The sequence below is a fragment of the Stenotrophomonas sp. YJH_SMC_37 genome (genome assembly GCF_059370035.1).
Genome location: NZ_JCAFTG010000006.1, coordinates 177,182 through 198,404 on the forward strand (window position 1 = coordinate 177,182; position 21,223 = coordinate 198,404).

Here is a 21,223-nt window from a genome sequence, read left to right on the forward strand (position 1 = left end):
CTGGATCTACGCCATGCGTGGATGGGGCGCGCATAAAAAAACCCCGGCGCGTGGCCGGGGTTTTTCGATTCACTTGAACAGCGTGTCCGGGTATTCCGGTTTCTGTTCCCGCGCCAGCAGCGCGCGCAGACCTTCTTCCGGCGTCTGCTCGCCGTGCAGCACGGCACGCACGCGGTCGGAGATCGGCAGGTCGATGCCATGGCGGCGCGCCTGTCGCATCACTTCGTCGGCGGTCTGCACCGACTCGACCACCTGGCCGATTTCGCGCACGGCATCCTGCAGCGTCTGGCCGCGGCCCAGGGCCAGGCCCAGGCGGCGGTTGCGCGACAGGTCGCCGGTGCAGGTCAGCACCAGATCGCCCAGCCCGGCCAGACCCATCAGCGTTTCCGGCTTGGCGCCGATCGCAGCGGCCAGGCGCAGCATCTCGTTCAGACCACGGGTGATCAGGCCGGCACGGGCGTTAAGGCCCAGCTGCATGCCATCGGCCACGCCGGTGGCCACGGCCAGCACGTTCTTCATCGCGCCGCCCAGCTCGGCACCGACCATGTCGTCGCCGGTATAGGCGCGGAACGCCGGGCCGTGCATCGCCTCGGCCACCGTCTGCGCGAACTCGGGCACGTCGCCGTGCACGGTGATCGCGGTCGGCAGGCCCTGGGTCACTTCCTTGGCGAACGACGGCCCGGTGACGACGGCCAGCGGCACGTCCTCACCCAGCACTTCGCGCGCCACTTCATGCAGGAAGCGGCCCGAACCGGGTTCGAAGCCCTTGGTGGCCCAGGCCACGCCGGCACCGGCCGGGCGCAGCGGCGCCAGCGCGCGCACGGTTTCGCCGAAGGCATGCGAGGGGGTCACCACCAGGATCCAGGCCGCGCCCTCCACCGCCGACGCCAGGTCGGTAGTGGCACGCAGGCTGTCCGGCAGCGGGATGCCCGGCAGGTAACGCGGGTTCTCGTGGCGCTGGTCGATGGCGTCGACCACGGCAGCATCGCGCCCCCACAGCACGGTCGGGTGACCGTGCCGTGCGAGCAGGCTGGCCAGCGCGGTTCCCCAGGAACCGGCGCCCAGCACGGCGATCTTGTCAGCGGGAGTGCTCATCCGTGACGTCGCGGCAGGAATCAGGCGTTGCCGGCCGGCTCGGAGTCAGCCAGCGACGGTGCGTCGCCCTGCTCCTGGCGCTGGCGCAGGGTTTCTGCGTACAGGCCTTCGAAGTTGATCGGCTGCAGGAAGAACGGCGGGAAGCCGCCGGCCTGGATCAGGTCGCTGATCAGCTGGCGCACGTATGGGAACAGGATGTTCGGGCACTGGGTGCCGAGCAGCACGTCGATCGACTGCGGGTCCAGGCCGACCAGGCCGAACACGCCGGCCTGCTTCACTTCGGCCACGTAGGCGGTGCGCTCACCGGCCTGGCAGGTCAGGGTCACGGCCAGCACGACTTCGAAGGCGTTCTCACCCAGGCGCTGCACCTGCTGGTTCAGGTTCAGCTGCAGCTCCGGCTGCACCTGGTCATTGAAGATGGTCGGGGCGTTCGGCGACTCGAAGGAGACGTCCTTGACGTAGATCTTCTCGACGGTGAAAGCGGGGCCGGTGGCGGCATCGACCGGCGCAGCAGCGCCGTTGGTGATCTCTTCGGACATTTCCAGTAACTCCAATGAATGCAATGAAAACGATGGTCGAATTACTGCGATGGGGGCGGGATCAGGCCCATACAAGGCCGGATCCGCCACCTGCGGCAATCAGTTGCGGCCCTTGACCAGCGGCAGCTCGGCCTGCTGCCAGGCAGGAATGCCGCCGTCGAGCACGTAGACCTTCTCGAAGCCGGCCTTCTTCAGCGCCTTGGCGGCGGTTTCCGAGGCGTTGCCGCTGCGGCACACCAGCACCACCGGCGACTGCCTGGCGTTGGCCACCAGCTTGTGCTCCGGGCCGAAGGCACTGGCCTGGGCGTTGCGGCTGCCGGCAATGTGGCCCTTCTCGAAGTCACCGCTGGCCGACAGGTCGACCACCACCGTGCCGCCCGCGTTGATCAGCTGGGTCAGTTCGGCGGGCTTGATGCCCTTGAAGCCCCGGAACAGGCGGCGGATCTCGGTGACGATGATGGCCACGGTCAGGCCGACCAGGGCCGCGGACAGCATCGGGTTTCGGCCTGCAAAGGCCAGCAACTCTTCGTAATTCACTCAGGTCACGGGTCGATTAAGCGGGCGCCGATTGTCGCACAAGCCGGACGCGGCCCGTCACTGCCCCTTCCACAGGTCCGGCAGGCCGGCGGTCTGCCACCACCGCTTGGCCTCCGGGTCCCAGCGCCAGCGCTCGACCACGACCACGGTGCGCTCGGCCTGGGTGTTCTGGTTGATCACCCCGATTTCGACCCGGCGCTCGACCAGGCCGCCATCCAGCGCGGCGCTGCTGCGCTCGCGATAGGACGACACGCGCAGCTGTGCGTAACGGTTGAGCTCGAACTCGGTCGGCGGCTTTTCCTTGCGCAGCTTCGGGTCCAGATAGCCGATCGCATCGTCCATGCTGCCCCAGCGGATGGTGGCGCCGTAGGCGATCTGGGTCTCTTCCAGCAACTTGCGCTGCTTGCGGCTGAGGTCGTCGGCCGAAGCCACGGCGCTGACCAGCAGCAGGGAACACATCAGGAACTGGATGAGGCGGCGCATCGGTGGTTTCCCCAGGACGTCAGCCTGCCATCCTACCCTTTGGCGAAGGCAACGAAGCGACCGCTGAACTCGGCGGCCGGCTTGCCATCGGCGCCGGGCTGGGTGGCGATGATGCTGATGCGGGCCTTGCGGCGCTGGCGGAAGGTATTCAGGAAGGCATCCCAGCCGCTGGCTTCGGCCGCTTTGGCATGGGCATGCAGGTCTTCGTAGACCGGGGCCAGGTAGCGCAGGTTGCTGTCGGCCACGTAGACCTCGGCATCGTGGCCGGCCAGGCGCAGGCGCAGGCTGACCAGTGCCCAGCCGGACAGGGTCAGCACCGAGGCCAGGCTGCCACCGAAGGCGTTGCCCTTGTCGTTGACGTTGGCGGCCAGCGGCGCGGTGATGCGCAGCACGCCATCGGCATAGCCATCGAGCTGGATCTGCATGGCGCGCACCGCCGGCATGCAGTCCAGCACGTCCTGCAGGGCGGCCAGCGAGGAAGTCAGAGCATCAACGGACATCGGAGCAGCGACCACGACAACGAAGGGCCCGCATAATGCAGGCAATGGCCGACCATACGATACCCACTGGCGCCGCCGGTTCCGAGCCGGGCTGGACCTTCATTTCGCTGCGACCGCAGGGCCAGAATTCCGCGCTGCGCCGCGCCGTTGCTGGGCTGGGCGGGCATGTGGTGGCCCTGCCGCCCTGGCGCCTGCAGCGCTTGAACGGCATGCCAGTGGTGCGTCAGCTGCAACGCGCGCTGAACTGCGACCGGGTGGTGTTCACCAGCCCGGCCGCGGTTACCGCGGCCGCCACCCTGCTGCCGCTGGCCAAGGCGCAACGCAGCCCGTGGCTGACCGTGGGCGAAGGCACCGCGCGCGCGCTGCGGGAGCACGGCGTCGCCGGGGTGCATGCGCCGCAGCGGATGGACAGCGAGGGGCTGCTGGCGCTGCCGGTGCTGGCGGACGTCCGCGGCCTGCGCATCGGACTGGTCACCGCGCCCGGCGGACGCGGCCTGATTGCTGCACACCTGCAGGCCGCCGGTGCCGCGATCGAACGTGCCGATGTCTACCAGCGTCGCCTGCTGCGCCTTTCGCCCCGCACGCTGGCGCGATTGGCGCATTCAGCGCAGCCGTGGGTGCTGGCGGTCAGCAGTGGCGAGGCGCTGCTGCATTTCTGGCAGCAGCTTCCGCCGACTTGGCAGCAGCGCCTGCGGGCGTCTGCCCGCGTGGTGGTTGCCAGCGACCGCCTCGGCGAACAGGCGCGGTCGCTCGGCCTGCGGCACATCTCACGCAGCGCCGGCCCCACTGCTGCGCAGCTGGTGGCCGCTGCACACGCCACGCTCACCGTCCCGGCAGCGAACTGAACAGGGACGTGGATCACGCTTGCCGCTGTGGTCGGCAACAGTGATGCTGTGCACCATGCGGCCTGCCGGACCCTGACCGGCGACGTTGCCGACAAGGAAGCCCCATGAACGAGACTTCGCCCGTTTCCCCGCCCCGTAGACCCGTGCGCTGGTTGCTGCCGCTGGCCGGTGCGGTCGTGCTTGGCGCGGGCGGCTATGCCGGCTGGTACGTCTGGCAGCAGCAACAGCATGAGCAGGAAGCGCAGGCACAGACCACGGCCGTCCAGCTGAAGGGCCTGGAGGCCACGCTCGATGCGCTGCGTCGTGACCAGCGCGCAACCAGCCAGCGCCTGCAGGACGCGGCCACCACCAACCGCGTGCTGCGCGACGAGATGCTGGGCCTTTCGCAGCGCAGTGCGCTGCTGGAAGAGAACCTGGCCAAGCTGGCCGACAGCGCCAACCAGGGCCGCCAGGCGGTACAGCGCGATGAGGCCGAACTGCTGCTGACCCAGGCGGCGCAACGGCTGAATTATGCCGACGACGTGGAGGGCGCACGCCGCCTGTACGCACAGGCGGCCACCGCACTGGCCGAACTGCCCGACGCTGATGGCCTGAACCTGCGCCAGGCGCTGGTGCAGGAGCGCGAGGCACTGGACGCGCTCGGCAGCGGCCCGCGCGTGCAGTCGCTGCAGCGTCTGGATGCTGTGGCCGGGGCGCTGCAGGGCCTACCGTCACAGATCACCGGCACGACCGGCGGCAATGCTGCCAAGCCGTGGTGGCAGGCCACCCTGGCCCCGTTCGTGGACATCACCCCCAGCCGCCAGAACGGCCCACTGACGGCCGCCGAACAGCGCAACGCCGACGATGCACTGCAGCTGGAACTGACGCTGGCACGTGCCGCCATCGAGCGTGGCGACCGCGCGGGCCGCAACTCCGCCCTGGACCGGGTGGAACACTGGGCACAGCGACGCTGGCCGGATTCACCGGCCCTGCGCGCGCAACGTGCTGAACTGAAGGCCTTGCGCGAACTTCCACTGCAGGCCAACGACGCTGTCCTTGGCAGCACCCTGCAACAACTGCGCACCCAGACCGACCGGAGGTAAGCCCGCATGAAACCCCTGCAATCCCTGGTCGTGCTGTTGCTGGCCGTGGCCATCGGCGTGGTCGCCGCGCAATGGCTCGGCGCCGATGACCTGAACCGCTTCGGCGAGGTGACCCTGCGCTACGGCGGCTACGACTATCACAGCAACCTGCCGAAGGTAGCGCTGCTGGCGGTGATCACGGTCCTGGTGCTGTGGCTGCTGTGGAGCCTGATCGCTGCACCGTTCCGTGCCTGGGGCCGCTACCGCCGCAAGCAGGGCAGGGTGCGCCTGATCGACGGCCTGCAGGCCTACGAGCATGGCCAGTGGCAGCGTGCCGAGAAACTGCTGGACGGTGCGGCCAAGGACCCGGAGGTGAGCGCGGTGGCACTGGCCAATGCGGTGCGCAGCGCACAGGCGCGCGCCGACGGCCCCGCCGGTGAAGCACTGCTGCAGCGCCTGGGCGAAAGCGATGCCACGCTGCAGGCGCTGCTGCGCGCCGAACAGCTGTTGGCGCGCGACCTGCCGGTGGATGCGATCAACGCATTGGACGTAGCCGCGATCCAGCCGCTGCCGCCGCGCGGCCTGTGGCTGCGTACCGAAGCGCTGGCGCGTGCCGGCCGCGCACACGAGGCCTATGGCCAGCTGGGTGCGCTGCGCCAGAGCAAGGTACTGCCGGCCGAATCAAACAGCGAACTGGAAGCCCGCCTGGCCGCACAGGCGCTGCTGGAAGCGGCCGACGTCAACGCATTGGCCGCACAGTGGGAAGCCACGCCGAAGGCGCTGCGGCCGACCCCGGACGTGGTGGGCGCCTATGCCAGCCGCGCGGTGGCCCTGAACTGGGATGAGCCGGCGCTGCTGGCGCTGGAACAGGCGCTGGACCAGCGCTGGGACGACGAACTGGTGGCGCTGTACGGCCGCCTGCCGGCCGAGCGCCTGGCCACCCGCCAGGCCAACCTGGCGCGCTGGCGCAATGTGCATGATGGCTCGGCCGCACTGCATCTGGCGCAGGGCCGCGTGGCCCTGGCCCAGCAGCAGTGGGATGCCGCCGATACGTTCCTGCACGAGGCCATCGCCGCCGGCGCCGGTGCCCCAGCGTGGGAGGCACTGGGTGAACTGTTCGCGCAGCGTGGCGAACACGCGCTGGCGGCACAGTGCCTGGCCAATGCGCTGCGCCTGCAGCGCGGCGAGGACAGCGTGGAACTGGTACGCGGCAGCGAAGCGCCGCTGCGTGCCACGGTGGAAGAGCAGCCGATCGCGGTCCAGCCCCCGGTGTATGACGCCAACGAAGAGCGCGACGAATTCGGCAACCCGCGGTTGCCGTGAAGCGTGCCGACCAACGGTCGGCACCCACCGGAGAAAAAGAACGCCGCCCACCGGGCGGCGTTTTCATATGTGGAACCCGGTAGTCGCAGCGATCAGCGTTCGACGATCGCCACCACGCCCATGCCGCCGGCGGTGCAGATCGACACCAGCGCGCGGCCACCGCCGCGTTCGGCCAGCTGCTTGGCGGCGGTAGCGATCACGCGTGCGCCGGTGGCGGCGAACGGGTGGCCGGTGGCCAGCGACGAGCCCAGCAGATTGATCTTGTCCGGGTCGATGCGGCCCAGCGGCGCGTCCAGGCCCAGGCGGTTGCGGCAGTAATCCTCGCTCTCCCACGCACGGAGGGTGCACAGCACCTGCGCGGCGAAGGCCTCGTGGATCTCGTAGATGTCGAAGTCCTGCAGGGTCAGGCCATTGCGCTTGAGCATCTCGGGCACGGCCACGGTCGGTGCCATCAGCAGGCCTTCGCCATGCACGAAGTCCACCGCAGAGACATGCGCATCGCGCAGATAGGCCTGCGGCTCATGGCCGTGCGCGCGTGCCCACTCTTCGCTGGCCAGCAGTACCGCAGCGGCACCGTCGGTCAGCGGGGTGGAGTTGGCGGCGGTGAGCGTGCCACGGCCGGAGACCTTGTCGAACGCCGGCTTCAGCGTCGCCAGCTTTTCCAGCGAGGTATCCGGGCGCAGGATGTTGTCACGCTCGACGCCACGGAACGGTGCGATCAGGTCGTTGAAGAATCCGCGCTCATAGGCGGCAGCCAGCTTCTTGTGCGAGGACACCGCCCACTCGTCCTGCGAGTCGCGCGAGATGTTCCACTCCTTGGCCATGTCCTCGCAGTGGTCGCCCATGCTCTTGCCGGTGCGCGGCTCGGCCACGCCCGGGAACTCGGGCTTGAGCTCGGAGAACTTGAAGCCAGCGGTGAGTGCGCGGATCTTGTCGCCGGTGCTCTTGGCGCGGTTGGCGGCCAGCAGGCGTGCACGCAGCTTCTTGCCGTAGACGATCGGCACGTCGGAGGTGGTGTCCGAACCACCACCGATGCCCGATTCAATCTGGCCCAGCGCGATCTTGTTGGCCACGGTGATGATGCTGTCCAGCGAGGTACCGCAGGCGCGCTGCAGGGTGATGCCCGGGGTCAGCGGCGACAGGCCGGAGGACAGCGTGGCTTCGCGGCCCAGGTTCCAGTCGCTGGAGTGCTTGATCACCGCACCCATTGCCACTTCACCCAGCTGCTGGCCATGCAGGCCGAACCGTTCGACCAGCGCACCCAGCGTACGGACCGACATGCCGAGGTTGCCGACATCCGAATACGCGGTGTTCTGGCGACAGAACGGAATGCGGACGCCACCGAGGATGGCGACGGGACGAGCGTTGGGCATGGAGATACCTGGCATGGATGAGGGTGTCTGCAACATGGCCTGCACGGCGGAGCAGGCATAATGGAGCCAAGTGTAGCTGCCGCCCTGTGATGGGCCAACCGTGGAACCATGAGCAAACCCGACCCCGCGATGAATGCCCTTGGCGTGCTGGCCCTGGAACTGGCCGGCGGTGAAATCCCCCGCCAGGCGGTGCTCAGCGCAGAACAGGCCGGTGAACTGGCCGAACGCGTCGGCCGTGACCTGTCCAAGCTGGTGCCGCAGGTAGCCGAGCTGGACCTGGTGTTCGCCGCCGCCCATTTCGACCCGGCCGAAGTGCTGCGCCCGGGCTGGCCGATCCATCGCCGCCTGGAAGAACTGCAGATGCGTGCTCCGGGCCGCAACCAGGGCCCGCGCCTGCTGGCCTTCGGTACCGATGCCGAGGGTGATGTGCCGCTGCCGTTCCAGGCCGATGCCAGCCTGGTTGGCGGTGGCCTGCGCGTGGTGCCGTTCCTGCTGACCGGCAGCGATGTGGCCACCACCAACGCGGTCGCGCATGCGCTGGAAGACACCTTGCTCGCCAACGGCATGGCGCATGCCGACACCGCGCTGATGGCGCAGAACAGCTTCGGTGCGCGGATCGAACACGCACGCTACTTCACCGTGAACGATCTGGCCGCGATGATGTCGATGCAGTACGACAACCAGGGCCTGGCCGCGCTGTGGCCGCTGATCGAGACCGCGATCATGGCGCCGGGCGAGGACGAGTGGCTCAATGCCGCGCCCGAGCCGCTGCTGCGCTATACGCACGGCGAAGCACGCATGGCACTGTTCGACCCGGCCGGTTGGTGCGCGCACTACAACCACAGCAAGAACGATTGCGACCGCCTGAAGGGCATCTACGAACAGTTCCTGATGCGCCAGCGGCAGATGGCTGCGGTGCTGGAGGCACACGGCGTGCCGGTGCTGTTCGTGCACTGCGAGGCCGGGCACGACGCGCGCGAGCTGCTGGCGCGCTGATCTGCGGATGCGCACCGCCGGGCATGGCCCGGCGCTACCGTGCAATTGCGTTTCGCCGGGGCGCGACCGCCGCGCGTATTGCTGTAGCGCCGGAGTCCATGCTCGGCTCAGGTCCACCGAAGAGCAGCCGAGCATGGGCTCGGCTCTACAGGAAGCGATGCAAAGAAAGACGCCGGCTTGCGCCGGCGTTTTCCGTTTCCAGCAAAAGCGTCCTTACGGCGCCTTCTGGATCACCGCACACGCCAGGCGCGCGCCGGCGTTGCCGGTCGGCTGGGTCTTGTAGTCATCCGCATCGGCGTGGACGATCAGGCCGCGACCGATGATGTCGAAGTCATCACCCTTGCCGATGTTGACGTTGCTCGACACCGGGCCGTCGATGGTGGCCACGCCCTTGTCGTCGGCCTTGATGTTGGGCATGTCGCCGCCGTGGTGCGGATCGGTGGCGACGTTGCCGTGATCCTGCTTGCCGGGATTGAAGTGGCCGCCGGCACTCATGCCGTCCGGCGCGCTGCAGTCGCCCTTCTCGTGGATGTGGAAACCGTGCTCGCTACCCGGCTTCAGGCCCGTAACCTGGCCGGTCACGTGCACCTTGCCATCAACCACCTTGAAGGTGACGCTGCCCTTGGTCTCGTTGCCCTGGGTCGGTGCCAGCTCGGCCGTTGCCGAAGCATCGGCCGCCGGTGCCGCAGCCGGTTCCGGAGTTGCCGCCGGTCCGGTGGTGGCGCCGTCGGCCGGCGCGGCCGGCGGAGTTTCAGTCTGCGGCGTGGCGGGCTGCTGATTACAGGCCGCCAGGCCCAGCGCGGCGATGGCCGCAAACAGCGAAGTGTGGATCAGACGCATTGGAATCTCTCCCTCGATGATGCCTGCAGTGATCAGCGGACGACCCGGATCACGCCACAGGCGATGCGGACGCCGGCATTGCCGGCGGGCTGGCTGCGATAGTCGTCGGCGTTGGCATGCACGACCAGTGCACGTCCGGCGATATCGGTGGCGGCGCCTCCGCCAAGGGTAACGCCCTTGAGGTGGATATCGACGTTGGCGCGGCCCTGGGCGTCGGCACGCAGGTTGTCCATGTCGCCCAGGTGGTGCTTGCCGGTGCCGGCGCGGCCATGCGCAGCGCCACCGGGATTGAAATGATTGCCGGCACTGCTGGCATCCACCGCACTGCAGTCGCCGCGCTCATGGATGTGGAAGCCGGCCTGCTGCATCGGCTGCAGGCCACCGACCAGGCCGGTGATGTGCATGCCGCCGGGCTCCACCATCAGTGCGATGCGGCCACTGACAATGCTGGCCGAGGCCGGCGCGAGATTGGCCTCGCCCTGCTTCGCAGCGCTGACCACGGTCGGCGGCGGCGGGGTGGGCTCGGCCTTCTTCGGCGTACTGCCACAGGCAGACAGCAGCACGGCGGCGGACAACGGCAGGATGGCAAAGGACAGACGCATTGAAGACTCCTTGCAGGTGACACTAAGCGTTGCATCGTCCATGAACGATCAACAGTTCGGCAAGCAGGCGCGAGGACCGCGTGCAGGGACCGTTCAATGGCCCCCGCGGCGGCGGCCAGCGCCCAGCTTGCGGGTAAGGGTATTGCGGCCCAGGCCCAAGCGGGCGGCGGCTTCGGCGCGGCGGCCATGGGTGATCTGAAGTGCCGCTTCCAGCAGCGCATGGTCGACCCGCTGGCGCACCTGCGCATGCAGCCCTTCCACGCCTTCGGCGAGCTGGCGGCGCGCCCATTCGGCCAGCAGCGCTTCCCACTGGCCTGGATCGGCACCGCTGATGCTGCCGCGACCGCCCCGCGTACGGTTCAGCGCGGTATCGACGTCGGCCACGCCGATGGTGTCGGCGGCGGCCAGCGCGGCCATCCGCCAGCACACGTTTTCCAGTTCGCGCACGTTGCCGGGCCAGTCGTGTTCGCGCAGCGCCTGCAGTGCGGCGGCGGTCAGGCGCTTGGGTGGCGTGTCCAGCCTGCGTGCGGCGGCGGCCAGGAAGGTGCTGGCCAGTTGCGCGATGTCTTCACGGCGCTCGCGCAGCGGCGGCAGCTGCAGGCGCACCACGTCGAGGCGGTGCAGCAGGTCCGCGCGGAACTTCCCCTGCGCGACCAGCCCTTCCAGGTCCTGGTGGGTGGCGGCCACCACGCGCACATCGACGCGGATCAGTTCGCGGCCACCGACGCGGAAGAACTCGCCCTGCGCCAGCACGCGCAGCAACCGGGTCTGCAACGGCAGCGGCATGTCGCCGATCTCATCCAGGAACAGCGTGCCGCCATCGGCCTGCTCGAAGCGGCCGGTATGGCGGCGCTGCGCGCCGGTGAAGGCGCCGGCTTCATGGCCGAACAGCTCACTTTCCAGCAGCTCGGACGGAATGGCAGCAGTATTGAGCGCGACGAACGGCCCATGCGCACGCGGCGATTCGCGATGCAGTGCATTGGCCACCAGCTCCTTGCCGGTGCCGGTCTCGCCGGTGATCAGCACCGCCAGCGGCGCCTGCGCCAGGCGACCGATGGCGCGGAACAGCGCGCGCATCGGTGGCGTCTCACCCACCAGTTGCGGCGGTTGGTCGCCATGCGCTTCCGGCGCAGGCGTGGGCGCTGCCAGTGCCGGCGCCACCGCCGGCAGCACGCGCTGCGCCAGCGCCACGGCATCGTCCAGGTCGAACGGTTTGGACAGGAATTCATGCGCGCCGCCGCGGAACGCACCGGCCGTGCTGGCCACATCGGTATAGGCCGACATCACGACCACCGGCAGCTGCGGCAACGCGGCCTTGAGCTTGTCCAGCAGCACCAGGCCATCGTCGCCAGGCATGCGCACATCGGTGAACAGCAGCGCCGGCGGCGCGCCTTCGCCCAGGGCCTGCAGGGCTGCCGCAGCGCTGTCGAAATCGACGACCTGATAGCCCGCCTCGCGCAGCGCGGTGCACAGCACGAAGCGCACGGCACGATCGTCATCGACCACCCAGATGCGCTGCGGGGACGAAGAAGACTCAGACATCGCGCGGGGCCTCCTCGGCCGGGGCGGCGCCGCTGACGATCGGCAGCAGCAGGGTGAACACGGTGTGGCCCGGGCGCGAGCGGTAGGTCAGCGTGCCGCGATGCTCGCGCGCGACCTGCTGGGCCAATGCCAGGCCGAGTCCAGTGCCTTCGGCGCGGCCACTCACCAAGGGCAGGAACAGGTGTTCGGCCAGTTCCTCGGGCACGCCACGGCCGTCGTCGGCGATTTCCAGGCGCAAGGCCAACGTGTGCAGCTGTTCGGCAATGCGCGCGCCATGCTCCACGCGGGTGCGCAGGGTGATGCTACCGGCACCGGCCTGGATTGCGTTTCGCACCAGGTTCCACACCGCCTGGGTAAGACGGTCGGCGTCGCCACGGAATTCGGGAATGCTGGGGTCGTAGTCGCGCTGCAGGCGTACTGCCCAGCCGGCCTCGTTCTCGGCCAGGCGCAGCACGCGTTCCAGCGCGGCATGGATGTTCAGTTCGGCGTGGGGTGCGGCCGGGGCCGGCGACAGCAGCTGGTCGAGCAGGCCGTTGAGGCGCTCGATCTCCGAGCCGATCAGTTCGATCAGTTCGCGCTCGCTGGCCTCGCGCTGGGCCGCGCGGCGGGCCAGCAGCTGGGCCGCACCCTTCAACCCGGCCAGCGGGTTGCGCAGCTCGTGGGCCAGGCCCTTCAGCGCCGCGCTGAGCGCGCTGGGCAGGGCCTGCGTCGGGTCCAGCCCAGGGAATTCGTCGACCGGATGTGCCTCCAGCAACCAGCCGCCATCGTCGCGGCGGCTCATCCAGCCCTCGGCGAAGCGCGGCGCCTCGCCGGGCACCGCCAGCGCCAACCGGTTCAGGCGCAGGCTGTCGCGCTCATCGCGTGCCAGGAAGTGGGCCAGCGCTTCGCCCTGCACTTCCAGTGCAGCCAGCGGCTGGCCCAGCAGGCGGCGCCCGCTGACACCCAGCCAGCGGCCGAAGGCCGGATTGCAGCCGATGATGCGGCCATCGGCCCCGGCCCAGGCCAGCGGCGTGCCCAGGGCATCGAGGGACGGCGGGGGTGCGGGGTCGGACATTGCACCAATGTAGTGCAAAATGCGGGGTTCGGGGTCAGAGCACGTTCCGCCAGAAAAGGGCTCCGGCCCCCGCCGCAGGTCGAGCGAGCTCGACCACTACCAGATGCGTGGCCGGTTACAGCTTCATGTTGAGGCCGACGAACACACTGCGTCCCGGGGCCGGCGAAAACATCGGGCGGGCGCTGTCCCAGAAGAAGCTGTCGTACCAGGCGTAGGCGTACTGGCGATTGGTGGCGTTCTTCAGCTGCAGGTCCACGCTGAATCGCGGGGTGAGCTGGTAGGCAGCACTGAGGTCGAGCACGGCGAAGCCACCGAACTTGCCGGCTACGTTGCGCTCCTCCAGGTAGTAGTCGCCCTGTGCACGCGCCTGCAGGCCCAGCCGCAGCGCATCACCGGCGCGGTAATCCACGCCCAGATTGCTGATGTGGCGCGGGGTGGCAGCCACTTCGCGTCCCTGCAGGGAAACGCCGGCATCGCGGTCGTCGCGGGTGATCTTCGCTTCCTGGTAGGCGTGCGACGCCCACACCGTCCAGTCGTCGCCCAGTTGCAGGCTCAACTGCGCATCCACGCCGCGCCGGCGGGTCTTGCCCAGAATGACCGTGGTTCCGGTGGCCGGCATGTTGGATACCTCGTTTTCCGCGTCCTGCTGCCACACCGCCAGACGTGCCTGGGCGCCCGCGAACGGCTGGAACTTCAGGCCCAGCTCCATGCCGGTGTTGGTGGACGGCTGCATCGGTGCCTGCCCCGGGGTGAGGTAGGCCGGTGCGGTGGAGCCGGTCAGTACCTGGAAGGTGCGGCCCCAGTTCGCGTAGACGTGGGTGGTCTGGCCCAGGGTGTGGATGATGCTCAGCTTGGGCTGGCCGATCGTGCCGTAGTCCTGCAGGCGGCCGCTGACGCCGTTCACCAGGTGGGTGCGGCCGCTGAAGCGGTCGACGCGATAGGCCGGCACGACCTTCCAGGCTTCGACGGGCTGGTAGACCGCCTGCACGTAGGCGCCCCAGTTGTCGAAGCTGTGGCGATCATTGTTCTGCACCCGCGCCGGTGGCTGCCTGAAGTCGGTGGGTTCGGCGTAGGCGTAGCGCTCGCGGATGTAGCCGTTGTCCTGCTGCTCGTAGTTCAGGCCACCCTCGACGGTAAGCGTGGGCCTGGCCTGCCAGGTGAGCGTGGTGAGCAGGCCATGCTGCCGCTCGTCCCACACGCGGCGCTGGCGCGGCAGGTTGCCGTTGGGCACGTCGCTGAAGGTCACGCGGCGGTCGTCTTCATAGCGGTTGTAGTACAGCCGCGTGCCGAAGGTGAGCGCGTCGGACAGTTTCATGTCCAGGTGCGCGGCGATCTGGCGCATGTCGCGTTCATCGCCATCGTTGCCGTTGCGCAGGTCGCTGCCACGGCGGTGCGTACGCAGTTCCTCGGCGGTCATGAAGCCGGGTTCGTCGGCTTCGTGGTGGTACGCGCGCGCGGTCAGGCCCACGCGCAGGCCGTCGTCCAGCGAGCCATGGAACCACTTGCCGCCCAGCGAATACTTCTTCGAGGCATCGTGATCGCGGTAGCCGTCGCTGGCCTGGGTGCCGACGAAATAGTTCTGCGCGAAGCCATTGGCTTCACGGCCGACTGCCAGCTGTGCATCTCGGGTGTTGTAGCTGCCATAGGCCAGTCGCGCGTCGGTGTAGGTGCCGCCCTGGCGCGTACCGAAGTTCACGTTGCCGCCGATGTTGTGCAGGCCGTAGCGCGGGTCGTTGGTACCGCGCACCACTTCGATGTAGCTGATGTCCAGCGGGAACAGCATGTCGATGAAGCGCTGGTTGCCGCTGTTGACGTTGCTGGGGATGCCGTCAATGAGGGTCTTGATCGCGTTGAGGTAGCCCTCGCCGTTGAAGGCGCGGAAGCTGACCTTGCCCGATTCGGCACCCTGCCGCGTTTCGGTGAGCTGGATGCCGGGCATCTGCCCCAGCAGCTCCCAGCTGTGCGAGACGTTGCGGTCTTCGATCTGGTCCGCGCCGAGCACGTCCACCGAAGTCAGTACCTGGTGCGCACTGAGCTGGCCTTCGCCGTGCTGGTGCACCTGCACCTTGCCGAGGGTGAGCGCGGCATCGGCGGACTGTGCGAAAGCTTCAGGGGCGAACGGCGCGGCCGCCAAGGCGGCCAAAAGGGTGGGAGTCATGGGAAGGGGCGGTTACGGTGAAATGTAATCATATAACATTTCACGTGCCCGCTTTTGCAGCGTCGAGCAAAGCTCGGCGCTACAAGGGCGGGAGCCGGGGGGGATTACACCGGGTAGCCGGTGGCTTCCCGTGCCTTCTTCCAGGCGGCTTCGAATTCACGCGCGGAGATTTCGTCGTCCTCGTCGAAATCCAGGAACGACACCGGCTGGTCGGCCAGCAGGAAGCGGTCGTCGCTGTGGGCATGCTCGTCGGCCCAGACCATCTTGGTCCCGTAGATTTCCACCTGCCGCACGATCTTCTCGCCACGCGCTTCCATCAGCACGTTGCCCTTGCCCAGGCCCGATTCGGCCCAGTGCTTGTAGTACTTCTTTGCGGCGGATTTCGCGCCGGATTTTGCGTTGTGCTTTGCGTAGGTCATTGCAGAGGTCCTGGCCGCAGACGCGGCCGGAAAGTTCGGAATGGCGCCATTATCGCCCGACCTCGCAGCGCGCAGGTGGGCGCTTCAGCGGGCCGGCGCTGGCAACGCCACGCCCTTCGGCCACAACATCCAGATGTTGCCCTTCTGCTTCATGTCGCCGGCCAGCTTGCCGGCGGCTTCGCCGCTGCCCCAGTACAGGTCGGCGCGCACTTCGCCGGCGATGGCACCGCCAGTGTCCTGCGCGGCCACCGGGCGCACCACCGGGCTGCCGTCCGGGCGCGTGGTGGACAGCCACAGCAGGCTGCCCAGCGGTACCACGGTGCGATCCACCGCCACGCTGTAGCCGGCGGTGAGCGGTACGTTCAGTGAACCACGCGGACCTTCCGGGCTGTCCGGAGTGCGCACGAAGAACACGTAGCTGGGGTTGCTGCGCAGCAGTTCCGGCACGCGCGCGGGATGGGCCCGGGCCCAGGCGCGGATCGCGTCCATGGTGACGTCTTCCTTCTTCAGCTGGCCCTGGTCCACCAGCCAGCGACCGATCGCGCGATAGGGGTGGCCGTTCTGCTCGGCATAGGCCAGCCGCACCTGCGTGCCATCAGCCAGGCGGACGCGGCCGGACCCTTGGATCTGCAGCAGCTGCAGGTCCATCGGGTCGGTCAGCCAGGCCAGCACCGGCGCCTTTACGCCTTTGGCGGCGATGGTGCCGGCATCGTCATAGGGCTTGAGCACCTTGCCCTCAACCCGCCCGCGCAGGCGCTTGCCCTTCAGTTCCGGGTAGAGGCTGTCCAGCTGCACCACGATCAGATCATCCGGCGTGCCGTACACCGGCACCGTGGCCTTATCGGTACGGGTAAGGCTGCCGGGGTAGATCGGCTCGTAGTAACCGGTGATCAATCCGTCGGCCTGACGGCCACCGGCACGCAGCGCATAGGCATCGAGGTCGCGCTGCAGGAACTGGCGGATCGCGGCCGGGTCCTTGTCTGACACGGCTGCGGCGGTGGCACAGGGCTTGGCCCAGGCGGCGTCGTTCTTCAGGCGGGTGCAGCTGCTGCGCCAGGCAACGAAGCCGGCCTGCAGATCAGCATCGGAGACTGCGGGCAGGGCTTTCCAGTCGACCTTGGCGTAGGTGGCCGCCGGCGGCGAGGTCGGCGTGGGCGCTTCGGAACCCGTGCGGGGAGCGGTGGTGGCGCAACCGGCGAGCACCGCCGCTGCCAACAGGGTCCAGTGCTTGCGCTTGAAGAAGGTAGCGGAATCGATCATGCCGCCATGGTGGCGGGCCGGCCGCTGGGCGGCAACCCGGCGCGGGGTCAAGCGTTCATGCGCGGAGTCACGGCATCTGCAGCAGCAACGAATGCAGGATGCGGGCGTCCTCGGCATCCAGCGTCTTGGGCAGGTCGTCGCGGCCACGGAAACGGCGGTGGAAGGCGGCGACGGTGGCTTCTCGGTTGTCCAGTGGATAGCCGAAGCGGGCCAGCGCATTCCACGCGTCGAAGCCTTCAGGTGCCGCGCCGTCGGCCGCGCGCGGCCACACGCCGAAGCCGGCCTCGGCCAGCTGTTGCCACGGGAAGAAGCGGCTCGGATCCTGCTTGCGCGTCGGTGCCAGGTCGGCGTGGGCGATCACCTGGCGCGGCGGGATGTTCAGGCGGGTGGTGAGGTCGCGCAGCAGCACGATCAGCGATTCGATCTGCGCCGCACTGAACGGGCTGCGGCCATCGTTGTCGAGCTCGATGCCGATCGAGGCCGAGTTGAGATCGGTGATGGTGCCCCATCGCCCGGCGCCGGCATGCCAGGCACGGCGCTCATCGGCGACGAGCTGGTAGCGATGGCCATCGGCGCCGATCAGGTAGTGCGCGCTGACCGGTCCACCGCTGTTGGCGGTACGCAGCGTATGCAGGCTCTGCTGCACCGATTTCTGCTCGGTGTGGTGGATGACGATGATGACCGGCGTGCGCGCGTTCTGGTTGGGCGAAGGCACCCAGGTGGCGAGCGGGTTGCGCGTTTCCCGTGGCGTGGAAGCGCAGGCGGCCAGCAACAGGCAGGCCGAGAGCATCAGGGGGGTGCGGATCGGAGGCATGGCCTGATTGTGCGCGATCTGGCGCGAGGGTGCATGTCACAAGAAAGATTCGGTAGATCCACGCCATGCGTGGATGCGCCACTCCGGCCGTGCCAGCCAACGGTCGGCACCCACCAGAGCAGACCCGGACCCTGTGCCAAGCAAGCTTGGCACCTACCAGAACCAGGACAGGAGAAGTGCCGACCAACGGTCGGCACCCACCACGTCAGTACGCCGCTACCTCAGGCCTCGTAGGCAGACTCGCCGTGCGAAGTCACATCCAGGCCAGTGCGCTCTGCTTCTTCGGTCACGCGCAGGCCCACCACGACCTTTACCAGCAGCAGGATGACCGCGGTCACCACCGCCGACCACAGCACGGTCAGGCCGACGCTGACCACCTGCACCCACACCTGGTGGCCGATATCCAGATCGGCCTTGGTGCCGCCCAGCGACTGCGCGCTGAACACGCCGGTGAGGATCGCGCCGACGATGCCGCCGACACCATGCACACCGAACACGTCGGCGGTGTCGTCCACCTTCAGCAGGCGCTTGAGGCCGGTCACGCCCCACACGCAGATCACGCCGGCGACGAAGCCGATCACGATCGCGCCAAGCGGGCCGACCGTGCCACAGGCCGGGGTGATGCCGACCAGGCCGGCCACCGCACCCGAGGCTGCACCCAGCGCCGACGGCTTGCCCTTGCCGATCGCTTCCACCAGGGTCCAGCCGAGCACGGCGGCGGCGGTGGCCAGCACGGTATTGAGGAAGGCCAGCGAGGCCACCGTATCGGCCGCAGCGGCGGAACCGGCGTTGAAGCCGAACCAGCCTACCCACAGCAGCATGGCGCCGATGTAGGTAAACGGTACGTTGTGCGGCTTCAGCGCGGTCTGGCCGTAGCCCAGGCGCTTGCCGACGAGCCACGCGCCGACCAGGCCGGCCACGCCCGCATTGATGTGGACCACGGTGCCACCGGCGAAGTCGATCGCGCCCAGTTCACCCAGGTAGCCGCCGCCCCAGACGATGTGCGCCATCGGGATGTAGCTGAGGGTGAACCACAGTGCCGAGAACAGCAGTACCGCACGGAACTTGATGCGCTCGGCGAAGGCACCGACGATCAGCGCGGTGGTGATGCCGGCGAAGGTCGACTGGAAGGCGACGAACAGGTAATCCGGCAGGCCCTTGATCGGCGTATTGCCCACCGACTCCGGAGTGAAGCCCTTGAGGAAGGCGAATTCGGTGAACGAGCCAAAGAACGGATTGCCGGCGCTGAACACCGCACTGTAGCCATAGGCCACCCACAGCAGCAGCACCAGCGAGAACACCACCAGGATCTGGCTGAGTACCGACAGCACGTTCTTCGAACGCACCAGGCCGCCGTAGAACAGGGCAAGGCCTGGCACCACCATCAGCAGCACCAGCAGGGTGGAAGTGAGCATCCAGGCGACGTCGCCACGATCATAGGCAGCGGCCGCTTCGGCCACGGCCGGCGCGGCGGCGGTGGCGGCCGGATCGTGCAGCGGCTCGACCGCCACGGTTTCGCTCGGCAGCGGCGACACCTGTGCCTGGGCGTGGGCGCTGCCCGGCCAGGCACCAGCGGCCAGCGCGCTGAGCAGCATCAACAGCCACACGACATGGAACCGGGCTTGCCACCCGGTGAGAAGGCGCATCTTCATGGGGGAGTCTCCGGAAGGGGGCTTACAGCGCGTCGGCGCCGATTTCGCCGGTGCGGATGCGGATGACCTGCTCGACAGCGGTCACGAAGATCTTGCCGTCACCGATCTTGCCGGTGCCGGCAGACGACTGGATCGCTTCGATCACCGCGTCGGCACGTTCGTCGGTGACGACGGTTTCGATCTTGATCTTGGGCAGGAAGTCGACAACGTACTCGGCACCGCGATACAGCTCGGTGTGGCCCTTCTGGCGACCGAAACCTTTCACTTCGGTCACGGTGATGCCCGACACGCCTGCATCGGACAGGGCCTCGCGGACCTCGTCGAGCTTGAACGGTCGGATGATGGCGGAGATCAGTTTCATGCGCATGTCCCGAGGGTGGATGGGGCCAGCGCGCCAGCGCGCGTTGGCATCAGGCAACCACGGGTCATCAGGATGATGACCGTGGCTGTTGCACCGGACACGTACAGGGCCGGGACGGCCGTGCCTCTCTCCTTGCACGACCGACGCGGGAGGGAGGGCGGCCCTGGTCGCGTATCCGGTCTCTCTCTTGCCCCTGGATAAGCGGGCCAATGGCTCGCGTTCCAATGCAGCGGACTGACAGTCCGCTCTACAACGGCGGGCCTGCGCCCGCCCTGCGGCTCCCCAGCCGCGAGAACGGAAGCGATGGCGGCGGGTGGGAGGGGGAACCCACCGCCATCGCGCCCGGTCAGCTCGCGTAGTACAGCTGGTATTCCAGCGGGTGGGTGGCCGCGCGGAACTTGGTCACTTCCTGCATCTTCAGCGCGATGTAGCCGTCGATGAAGTCATCGCTCATCACGCCGCCGGCCTTCAGGAACTCGCGGTCCTTGTCCAGCGCTTCCAGCGCCTGGTCCAGCGAGGAGCAGACCTGCGGGATCAGCTTCTCTTCCTCCGGCGGCAGGTCGTACAGGTCCTTGTCGCTCGGTGCGCCCGGGTCGATCTGGTTCTTGATGCCGTCCAGGCCGGCCATCATCAGCGCGGTGAAGGTCAGGTAGCCGGACTGGATCGGATCCGGGAAGCGCATTTCGATGCGGCGCGCCTTCGGGTTGGACACCCACGGAATGCGGCACGAGGCCGAACGGTTGCGGGCCGAATAGGCCAGCATCACCGGCGCCTCGAAGCCCGGCACCAGGCGCTTGTAGCTGTTGGTGCCCGAGTTGGCGAAGGCATTGATGGCCTTGGCGTGCTTGAAGATGCCGCCGATGTACCACAGCGCCAGCTGGCTCAGGCCACCGTAGCCGTCACCGGAGAACAGGTTGGTGCCGCCCTTGGACAGCGACTGGTGCACATGCATGCCGCTGCCGTTGTCGCCGACGATCGGCTTGGGCATGAAGGTGACAGTCTTGCCGTTGCGATGCGCGACGTTCTTGATGACGTACTTCATGCGCAGCAGCTCGTCGGCCTTCTGCACCAGGGTGCTGAACTTGGTGCCGATCTCGCACTGGCCGGCGGTGGCCACTTCGTGATGCTGCACTTCCACTTCGATGCCGACCTGTTCGAGGGTCTTGCACATCTCGGCGCGCAGGTCGTGCAGGGTGTCGGTCGGCGGAACCGGGAAGTAGCCGCCCTTCACGCCGGGACGGTAGCCGCTGTTGGCGCCGTCATACTTGGCGCCGCTGTTCCATGCCGCTTCTTCCGAGTCGACCTTGAAGAAGGTGTTGCCCATTTCGTTGGCGAAACGGACCGAGTCGAAGATGAAGAATTCCGGCTCCGGGCCGAAGAACGCGGTTTCGGCGATGCCGGAGGACTTCAGGTAGGCCTCGGCACGCTTGGCGATGCCGCGCGGGCAGCGGCCATAGGCCTGCATGGTGGCCGGATCGAGGATGTCACAGCTGATCACCAGGGTCGGATCGGCGTAGAACGGATCGACGTAGGCGCTGGACGGGTCCGGCAGCAGCACCATGTCCGATTCGTTGATGCCCTTCCAGCCGGCGATCGAGCTGCCGTCGAACATCTTGCCTTCTTCGAACAGCGACGGCTCGACGATGCTGACCGGGAAGGTGACGTGCTGCTCGACGCCACGCATGTCCACGAAACGCAGATCGACGAATTCGATCTGGTTGTCCTTGATCAGCTTCTCAACGTTTTCCACGGACATCGGTACGACCTCG

General features: G+C 68.1%; 21 protein-coding genes. 4 read left to right on the forward strand and 17 right to left on the reverse strand.

The genetic code is table 11. The annotated features are described in order from the left end of the window. Positions 1–69: 69 nt before the first annotated feature. The 5 genes from AC5P8J_RS10940 to AC5P8J_RS10960 form a co-directional block, all read right to left on the reverse strand. On the reverse strand, positions 70–1,095 hold the full coding sequence (locus AC5P8J_RS10940; protein ID WP_021204061.1) for an NAD(P)H-dependent glycerol-3-phosphate dehydrogenase: 1,026 nt from the start codon (positions 1,093–1,095) through the stop codon (positions 70–72). A 20-nt stretch (positions 1,096–1,115) separates the two neighbouring features. Then, positions 1,116–1,634 carry a protein-export chaperone SecB gene (secB, locus tag AC5P8J_RS10945; RefSeq protein ID WP_005407596.1) on the reverse strand — a complete coding sequence of 173 codons (519 nt, stop codon included), beginning with the start codon at positions 1,632–1,634 and terminating at the stop codon, positions 1,116–1,118. A gap of 99 nt (positions 1,635–1,733) precedes the next feature. Next, entirely contained in the window at positions 1,734–2,171 is a 438-nt protein-coding gene (locus AC5P8J_RS10950; RefSeq protein WP_058980222.1) for a rhodanese-like domain-containing protein, read from the reverse strand. 57 nt (positions 2,172–2,228) lie between these two features. Beyond that, positions 2,229–2,654 (reverse strand): hypothetical protein, encoded by a 426-nt coding sequence (locus tag AC5P8J_RS10955; RefSeq protein WP_058980224.1) that lies wholly within the window; start codon positions 2,652–2,654, stop codon positions 2,229–2,231. Positions 2,655–2,686: 32 nt separating this feature from the next. Then, positions 2,687–3,154 carry a YiiD C-terminal domain-containing protein gene (locus tag AC5P8J_RS10960; RefSeq protein WP_227854224.1) on the reverse strand — a complete coding sequence of 156 codons (468 nt, stop codon included), beginning with the start codon at positions 3,152–3,154 and terminating at the stop codon, positions 2,687–2,689. A gap of 35 nt (positions 3,155–3,189) precedes the next feature. Here AC5P8J_RS10960 and AC5P8J_RS10965 point away from each other — a divergent pair, with 35 nt between their 5' ends. The 3 genes from AC5P8J_RS10965 (at position 3,190) to AC5P8J_RS10975 (ending at position 6,383) form a co-directional block, all read left to right on the forward strand. Then, on the forward strand, positions 3,190–3,999 hold the full coding sequence (locus AC5P8J_RS10965) for a uroporphyrinogen-III synthase (RefSeq protein WP_021204065.1): 810 nt from the start codon (positions 3,190–3,192) through the stop codon (positions 3,997–3,999). Between the two features lie 104 nt (positions 4,000–4,103). After that, positions 4,104–5,081, forward strand: coding sequence for a uroporphyrinogen-III C-methyltransferase (locus tag AC5P8J_RS10970; protein WP_207049749.1), 978 nt, complete (start codon positions 4,104–4,106; stop codon positions 5,079–5,081). Positions 5,082–5,087: 6 nt separating this feature from the next. After that, positions 5,088–6,383 carry a heme biosynthesis HemY N-terminal domain-containing protein gene (locus AC5P8J_RS10975; RefSeq protein WP_019661926.1) on the forward strand — a complete coding sequence of 432 codons (1,296 nt, stop codon included), beginning with the start codon at positions 5,088–5,090 and terminating at the stop codon, positions 6,381–6,383. A 92-nt stretch (positions 6,384–6,475) separates the two neighbouring features. Here the strand turns inward: AC5P8J_RS10975 and AC5P8J_RS10980 are convergent, their stop codons facing one another. After that, positions 6,476–7,771 (reverse strand): acetyl-CoA C-acetyltransferase, encoded by a 1,296-nt coding sequence (locus AC5P8J_RS10980; RefSeq protein ID WP_099551602.1) that lies wholly within the window; start codon positions 7,769–7,771, stop codon positions 6,476–6,478. Positions 7,772–7,864: 93 nt separating this feature from the next. Between AC5P8J_RS10980 and AC5P8J_RS10985 the strand changes: the two genes are divergently transcribed. Beyond that, positions 7,865–8,752, forward strand: a complete 888-nt coding sequence (locus AC5P8J_RS10985) for a hypothetical protein (RefSeq protein WP_188250451.1) — start codon at positions 7,865–7,867, stop codon at positions 8,750–8,752. Positions 8,753–8,965: 213 nt separating this feature from the next. Here AC5P8J_RS10985 and AC5P8J_RS10990 read toward each other — a convergent pair whose 3' ends face one another. The 11 genes from AC5P8J_RS10990 to glnA form a co-directional block, all read right to left on the reverse strand. After that, positions 8,966–9,592 (reverse strand): superoxide dismutase family protein, encoded by a 627-nt coding sequence (locus AC5P8J_RS10990; RefSeq protein WP_134729766.1) that lies wholly within the window; start codon positions 9,590–9,592, stop codon positions 8,966–8,968. Positions 9,593–9,624: 32 nt separating this feature from the next. Then, entirely contained in the window at positions 9,625–10,194 is a 570-nt protein-coding gene (locus AC5P8J_RS10995) for a superoxide dismutase family protein (RefSeq protein ID WP_019661930.1), read from the reverse strand. Between the two features lie 93 nt (positions 10,195–10,287). Then, positions 10,288–11,736, reverse strand: coding sequence for a nitrogen regulation protein NR(I) (gene ntrC, locus AC5P8J_RS11000; RefSeq protein WP_495216782.1), 1,449 nt, complete (start codon positions 11,734–11,736; stop codon positions 10,288–10,290). Then, positions 11,729–12,790 (reverse strand): two-component system sensor histidine kinase NtrB, encoded by a 1,062-nt coding sequence (locus tag AC5P8J_RS11005; protein ID WP_021204071.1) that lies wholly within the window; start codon positions 12,788–12,790, stop codon positions 11,729–11,731. The genes ntrC and AC5P8J_RS11005 overlap by 8 nt, the downstream gene beginning before the upstream one ends. Positions 12,791–12,905: 115 nt before the next feature. Next, entirely contained in the window at positions 12,906–14,948 is a 2,043-nt protein-coding gene (locus AC5P8J_RS11010) for a TonB-dependent receptor (RefSeq protein WP_227852979.1), read from the reverse strand. A 104-nt stretch (positions 14,949–15,052) separates the two neighbouring features. After that, positions 15,053–15,367 (reverse strand): hypothetical protein, encoded by a 315-nt coding sequence (locus AC5P8J_RS11015; RefSeq protein ID WP_053461818.1) that lies wholly within the window; start codon positions 15,365–15,367, stop codon positions 15,053–15,055. Between the two features lie 84 nt (positions 15,368–15,451). Next, positions 15,452–16,627 carry a murein transglycosylase A gene (gene mltA / locus AC5P8J_RS11020; protein WP_155028772.1) on the reverse strand — a complete coding sequence of 392 codons (1,176 nt, stop codon included), beginning with the start codon at positions 16,625–16,627 and terminating at the stop codon, positions 15,452–15,454. A 67-nt stretch (positions 16,628–16,694) separates the two neighbouring features. Further along, on the reverse strand, positions 16,695–17,441 hold the full coding sequence (locus AC5P8J_RS11025) for an N-acetylmuramoyl-L-alanine amidase (RefSeq protein ID WP_494539896.1): 747 nt from the start codon (positions 17,439–17,441) through the stop codon (positions 16,695–16,697). Between the two features lie 221 nt (positions 17,442–17,662). Next, the gene (amt, locus tag AC5P8J_RS11030; protein ID WP_180877367.1) at positions 17,663–19,093 is read right to left on the reverse strand and encodes an ammonium transporter; all 1,431 of its coding nucleotides are present in this window, start codon (positions 19,091–19,093) and stop codon (positions 17,663–17,665) included. Between the two features lie 22 nt (positions 19,094–19,115). After that, positions 19,116–19,454, reverse strand: a complete 339-nt coding sequence (locus tag AC5P8J_RS11035; protein ID WP_004134334.1) for a P-II family nitrogen regulator — start codon at positions 19,452–19,454, stop codon at positions 19,116–19,118. Between the two features lie 346 nt (positions 19,455–19,800). Further along, positions 19,801–21,210, reverse strand: coding sequence for a type I glutamate--ammonia ligase (gene glnA, locus AC5P8J_RS11040; protein ID WP_019661939.1), 1,410 nt, complete (start codon positions 21,208–21,210; stop codon positions 19,801–19,803). Positions 21,211–21,223 lie beyond the last annotated feature (13 nt).

What these genes read in the sequence shown, in the direction of transcription:
- AC5P8J_RS10940 (WP_021204061.1), bottom strand. Translation starts at nt 1,095, where the DNA reads ATGAGCACTCCCGCTGACAAGATCGCCGTGCTGGGCGCCGGTTCCTGG.
- secB (WP_005407596.1), bottom strand. Translation starts at nt 1,634, where the DNA reads ATGTCCGAAGAGATCACCAACGGCGCTGCTGCGCCGGTCGATGCCGCC.
- AC5P8J_RS10955 (WP_058980224.1), bottom strand. Translation starts at nt 2,654, where the DNA reads ATGCGCCGCCTCATCCAGTTCCTGATGTGTTCCCTGCTGCTGGTCAGC.
- AC5P8J_RS10960 (WP_227854224.1), bottom strand. Translation starts at nt 3,154, where the DNA reads ATGTCCGTTGATGCTCTGACTTCCTCGCTGGCCGCCCTGCAGGACGTG.
- AC5P8J_RS10965 (WP_021204065.1), top strand. Translation starts at nt 3,190, where the DNA reads ATGCAGGCAATGGCCGACCATACGATACCCACTGGCGCCGCCGGTTCC.
- AC5P8J_RS10970 (WP_207049749.1), top strand. Translation starts at nt 4,104, where the DNA reads ATGAACGAGACTTCGCCCGTTTCCCCGCCCCGTAGACCCGTGCGCTGG.
- AC5P8J_RS10975 (WP_019661926.1), top strand. Translation starts at nt 5,088, where the DNA reads ATGAAACCCCTGCAATCCCTGGTCGTGCTGTTGCTGGCCGTGGCCATC.
- AC5P8J_RS10980 (WP_099551602.1), bottom strand. Translation starts at nt 7,771, where the DNA reads ATGCCAGGTATCTCCATGCCCAACGCTCGTCCCGTCGCCATCCTCGGT.
- AC5P8J_RS10985 (WP_188250451.1), top strand. Translation starts at nt 7,865, where the DNA reads ATGAGCAAACCCGACCCCGCGATGAATGCCCTTGGCGTGCTGGCCCTG.
- AC5P8J_RS10990 (WP_134729766.1), bottom strand. Translation starts at nt 9,592, where the DNA reads ATGCGTCTGATCCACACTTCGCTGTTTGCGGCCATCGCCGCGCTGGGC.
- AC5P8J_RS10995 (WP_019661930.1), bottom strand. Translation starts at nt 10,194, where the DNA reads ATGCGTCTGTCCTTTGCCATCCTGCCGTTGTCCGCCGCCGTGCTGCTG.
- ntrC (WP_495216782.1), bottom strand. Translation starts at nt 11,736, where the DNA reads ATGTCTGAGTCTTCTTCGTCCCCGCAGCGCATCTGGGTGGTCGATGAC.
- AC5P8J_RS11005 (WP_021204071.1), bottom strand. Translation starts at nt 12,790, where the DNA reads ATGTCCGACCCCGCACCCCCGCCGTCCCTCGATGCCCTGGGCACGCCG.
- AC5P8J_RS11010 (WP_227852979.1), bottom strand. Translation starts at nt 14,948, where the DNA reads ATGACTCCCACCCTTTTGGCCGCCTTGGCGGCCGCGCCGTTCGCCCCT.
- AC5P8J_RS11015 (WP_053461818.1), bottom strand. Translation starts at nt 15,367, where the DNA reads ATGACCTACGCAAAGCACAACGCAAAATCCGGCGCGAAATCCGCCGCA.
- mltA (WP_155028772.1), bottom strand. Translation starts at nt 16,627, where the DNA reads ATGATCGATTCCGCTACCTTCTTCAAGCGCAAGCACTGGACCCTGTTG.
- AC5P8J_RS11025 (WP_494539896.1), bottom strand. Translation starts at nt 17,441, where the DNA reads ATGCCTCCGATCCGCACCCCCCTGATGCTCTCGGCCTGCCTGTTGCTG.
- amt (WP_180877367.1), bottom strand. Translation starts at nt 19,093, where the DNA reads ATGAAGATGCGCCTTCTCACCGGGTGGCAAGCCCGGTTCCATGTCGTG.
- AC5P8J_RS11035 (WP_004134334.1), bottom strand. Translation starts at nt 19,454, where the DNA reads ATGAAACTGATCTCCGCCATCATCCGACCGTTCAAGCTCGACGAGGTC.
- glnA (WP_019661939.1), bottom strand. Translation starts at nt 21,210, where the DNA reads ATGTCCGTGGAAAACGTTGAGAAGCTGATCAAGGACAACCAGATCGAA.